Source organism: Nonomuraea sp. NPDC050202, from assembly GCF_040656115.1.
Lineage (GTDB): Bacteria > Actinomycetota > Actinomycetes > Streptosporangiales > Streptosporangiaceae > Nonomuraea.
Genome location: NZ_JBFALF010000108.1, coordinates 1 through 3,856 on the forward strand (window position 1 = coordinate 1; position 3,856 = coordinate 3,856).

General features: G+C 69.7%; 4 protein-coding genes. All 4 read right to left on the bottom strand.

The annotated features are described in order from the left end of the window. Positions 1-116, bottom strand: a 116-nt coding sequence (locus AB0I79_RS63160; protein ID WP_357896323.1) for a LacI family DNA-binding transcriptional regulator, incomplete at its 3' end; no start/stop codon positions are given. Positions 117-192: 76 nt separating this feature from the next. Continuing rightward, positions 193-1,170, bottom strand: coding sequence for a galactofuranose ABC transporter, permease protein YjfF (yjfF, locus tag AB0I79_RS63165; RefSeq protein ID WP_357896314.1), 978 nt, complete (start codon positions 1,168-1,170; stop codon positions 193-195). Further along, positions 1,167-2,198, bottom strand: a complete 1,032-nt coding sequence (locus AB0I79_RS63170) for an ABC transporter permease (RefSeq protein ID WP_357896317.1) — start codon at positions 2,196-2,198, stop codon at positions 1,167-1,169. The genes yjfF and AB0I79_RS63170 overlap by 4 nt, the downstream gene beginning before the upstream one ends. Then, positions 2,195-3,706, bottom strand: a complete 1,512-nt coding sequence (locus AB0I79_RS63175; protein WP_357896320.1) for a sugar ABC transporter ATP-binding protein — start codon at positions 3,704-3,706, stop codon at positions 2,195-2,197. The genes AB0I79_RS63170 and AB0I79_RS63175 overlap by 4 nt, the downstream gene beginning before the upstream one ends. Positions 3,707-3,856 lie beyond the last annotated feature (150 nt).

The following is a 3,856-nucleotide window of genomic DNA, read 5'->3' on the forward strand; positions in this document are numbered from 1 at the left end:
CGGGTTTCGGAGGAGACCTCGGAGCGGCCGTTGACGACCTTGGAGACCGTCGCGGTGGAGACTCCGGCCAGCTCGGCGAGCTGGGCGATGGTGAGGGGGGACGACTCCGTGGTCATGGCGGCAGTCTAGTCACGGGGTGCGGGAAGGCGGGCGGTACCGCCTTCCCACGATCAAGGCTGCCGCGGCCCGGGGTCAGGTCCCGCGTCTGGACATGAGACGTTGCAGGAGGATGAAGACGAGCAGCAGCGCGCCGATGAAGATCTTCGTCCACCAGGAGCTGAGCGTGCCCTCGAAGCTGATGACGGTCTGGATCAGGCCGAGGACGAGCACGCCGAGGACGGTGCCGAGCAGGTATCCGCTGCCGCCGGTGAGCAGGGTGCCGCCGATGACGACGGCGGCGATGGCGTCCAGCTCCATGCCGACGGCGTGCAGGCCGTAGCCGGAGAGCATGTAGAACGACAGCAGCACGCCGCCGAGCGCGGAGCACAGGCCGCTGACGGTGTAGACGGTGATCCTGGTGCGGGCCACCGGGAGGCCCATGAGCAGCGCCGACTGCTCGCTGCCGCCGATGGCGTAGACGGCGCGGCCGAAGCGGGTGTAGTGCAGGACGTACGCCGCCGCCAGCACGACGGCGGTGGTGACGAGCACGCTGGGGGAGATCCACAGGTCGGCGAACAGGTCGATCCTGGTCTGCGCCATGGCGGTGAAGGCGCCGTCGGCGATGGGGACGGAGTCGGTGCCGATGGTGTAGCACAGGCCGCGTGCCAGGAACATTCCGGCCAGGGTGACGATGAACGGCTGGATGCCGAAATAGTGGATGATGGCGCCCATGCCGCTGCCCAGCAGCGTCCCCATGGCGAGCACGAGGGCGATGACCGCCCACCAGGGCCAGCCGGCCTGGAGCAGGCTGGCGGAGATCATCGTGGCGAGCGCGACGACGGCTCCGACGGACAGGTCGATGCCGCCGGTGAGGATGACGAAGGTCATGCCGACGGCGACCACGAGCAGGAAGGCGTTGTCGATGAAGACGTTCAGGATGATCTGGCCGGTGGCGAAGCCTTCGTAGCGGACGCCGCCGGCGAGGAACATCGCCGCGAACAGGCCGGCGGTGACCAGCACGGGGACGTACTTGCGCGGGAGGGGCCCGGCCGCGCCCAGGAGGGTGGTCATGCCGAAACCTTCAGCTTCTCGTCGGCCGCTGCCCGGGGTACGGGGCTCGGGCGGCGGCGGTGGAAGACCTTCGCGCGGAAGGCCGGGGACTGCAGCAGGCAGACGACCGTCACGACGAGCGCCTTGAACAGCAGGGTCGTCTCGGGCGGGACGCCGATGGAGTAGATGGTGGTGGTGAGCGTCTGGATGATGAGGGCGCCGAGCACGGTGCCGCCCAGGGAGAACCGGCCGCCGGCCAGCGAGGTGCCGCCGATGACGACGGCGAGGATGGCGTCCAGCTCGATCCACAGGCCGGCGTTGTTGCCGTCGGCGCTGGAGACGTTCGAGCTGATCATCAGGCCGGCGATGCCGGCGCACAGGGCACAGACGGTGTAGGCCATGACGATCACCCGGCGGGAGTCGATGCCGGCCAGCCGGCTGGCCTCGGGGTTGCCGCCCACCGACTCGATGATCAGGCCGAGGGCGAGGCGGCGGGTGAGGAAGGCCGTGACGGCCCAGATGACCGCGACGATGATGATGCCGAACGGAAGGGTGAGCCAGTAGCCGCCGCCGATCAGCTTGTAGGGGGCGCTGTTGACGGTGATGATCTGCCCGTCGGTGATGAGCTGGGCCAGACCGCGGCCGGCGACCATGAGGATGAGGGTGGCGATGATGGGCTGGACGCCCACCCCGGCCACCAGCAGGCCGTTCCAGAGACCGAGGGCCGCCGAGAGCGCCAGGGCGATTCCGTCCGCGGCCAGCACGCCGCCGATGGAGTTCTGCTCGTCGAGCCCGCTGATCCGCAGGCAGGCGAGGGCTCCGGCGATCGCGACGACGGAGCCGACGGACAGGTCGATGCCGCCGGTGGCGATGACCAGGGTCATGCCGATCGAGACCAGGATGAGCGGGGCGCCGAAGCGGACGATGTCGACGAGGCTGCCGTAGAGGTGGCCGTCCTTGATCTGGACGCTGAGGAAGCCGTCGGTGAAGGCGACGTTGAGCAGCAGCAGCGCGGCCAGGACGAGCAGTGGCCACAACAGGCGTCTCATGAGGCGCGCCCTCCGCTCGCGATGGTCTCCATGAGGCTCTCCGTGGTGAGACGGTGATCGTTGTCGAGTTCGGCCACCAGGCGGCGGTCGCGCAGCACGGCCACCCGGTGGCTGAGCCGCAGCACCTCCTCCAGCTCGGCGGAGATGAACAGCACGGCCATGCCGCCGTCGGACAGCTCGGCCACCAGGCGCTGGATCTCGGCCTTGGCGCCGACGTCGATGCCGCGGGTGGGCTCGTCGAGGATGAGCAGCCGGGGCTGGAGGATGAGCCAGCGGGCCAGCAGCACCTTCTGCTGGTTGCCGCCGCTGAGGTTGCGGATGAGCTGGTCGGGGTCGGCCGGGCGGATGTTCAGCGCGGCGATGTACCTGGTGACGAGCTCGTCCTGTTTGCCCCGTGGGATGGGGCGCATCCAGCCGCGGGCGGCCTGGAGGGCGAGGATGAGGTTCTCGCGGACGGTGAGGTCCGGGATGAGCCCCTCCGCGCGGCGGTTCTCCGAGCAGAAGGCGATGTCGTGGCTCATGGCCGCGCGCGGGCTGCGCAGGGTGGCGGGTTTCCCGCTGACGTGAATCGAGCCGGTCGCGGCGTGGTCGGCGCCGAACAGCAGCCGGGCGACCTCCGTACGCCCCGAGCCGAGCAGCCCCGCCAGGCCCACGACCTCGCCCTCGTGGATGGTCATGCTGAACGGCTCGATCGCCCCGGCCCGGCCCAGCCCGCGCGCCTCGACCAGCGGGTGGTCGAACGCCCTGGCCTCGCCGTGCAGCCGCTCCAGCTCGGCCAGCTCCTGGCCGATCATCTTGGCGACCAGCTCGACCTGCGGCAGCTCCTCGGTCAGGAACTCGCCGATGAGCCGCCCGTTGCGCAGGATGGTCATGCGGTCGGAGATCTCGTAGATCTGGTCGAGGAAGTGGGAGACGAACAGGATGGCGATGCCGTCGTCCTTGAGCCGCCGCATGACCTGGAAGAGCTGGGCGACCTCGCCGGCGTCCAGGCTGGAGGTGGGCTCGTCGAGGACGAGCACCTTGGCCTGGATGTCCACGGCGCGCGCGATGGCCACCATCTGCTGGATGGCCAGCGAGTACGACGACAACGAGGCGGACACGTCGAGGTCCAGGTCGAGGCGGGCCAGGATGCCGGCCGCGCGGCGGCGCATCTCCTTCCAGAGGATGCGTCCCCGGCGGCGTGGCTCGCGGCCGATGAAGATGTTCTCGGCCACCGACAGGTTCGTGCAGAGGTTGACCTCCTGGTAGACGGTGCTGATGCCCGCCTGCTGGGCGGCCAGGGGGCTGGAGAAGGACACCCCGGTGCCCTCCAGCTCGATCTGACCCTCGTCGATGTCGTGGACGCCGGTCAGCACCTTGATCAGGGTGGACTTGCCGGCGCCGTTCTCTCCCATCAGCGCGTGCACCTCGCCCGGCAGCAGCCGGAAGTCGACGCCATCGAGTGCTTTCACGCCGGGGAACTGCTTGCTGATCCCGGTCATCGTCAGGACCGGGGCGGACACGGTCATGGACCCCCTCCAACGAGAAACCGGACCGGCCCCCGCCGGCCCGGCATCTGCGCGATCAGTACTGGCGGGTGGACAGGACCTGCTTGGCCTGCTCCTGCGTGAACGTGGTCTCCTCGGTCACCACCCGGGCGGGCACCTGCTCGCCCTTGA

What these genes read in the sequence shown, in the direction of transcription:
- AB0I79_RS63175 (WP_357896320.1), bottom strand. Translation starts at nt 3,706, where the DNA reads ATGACCGTGTCCGCCCCGGTCCTGACGATGACCGGGATCAGCAAGCAG.
- yjfF (WP_357896314.1), bottom strand. Translation starts at nt 1,170, where the DNA reads ATGACCACCCTCCTGGGCGCGGCCGGGCCCCTCCCGCGCAAGTACGTC.
- AB0I79_RS63170 (WP_357896317.1), bottom strand. Translation starts at nt 2,198, where the DNA reads ATGAGACGCCTGTTGTGGCCACTGCTCGTCCTGGCCGCGCTGCTGCTG.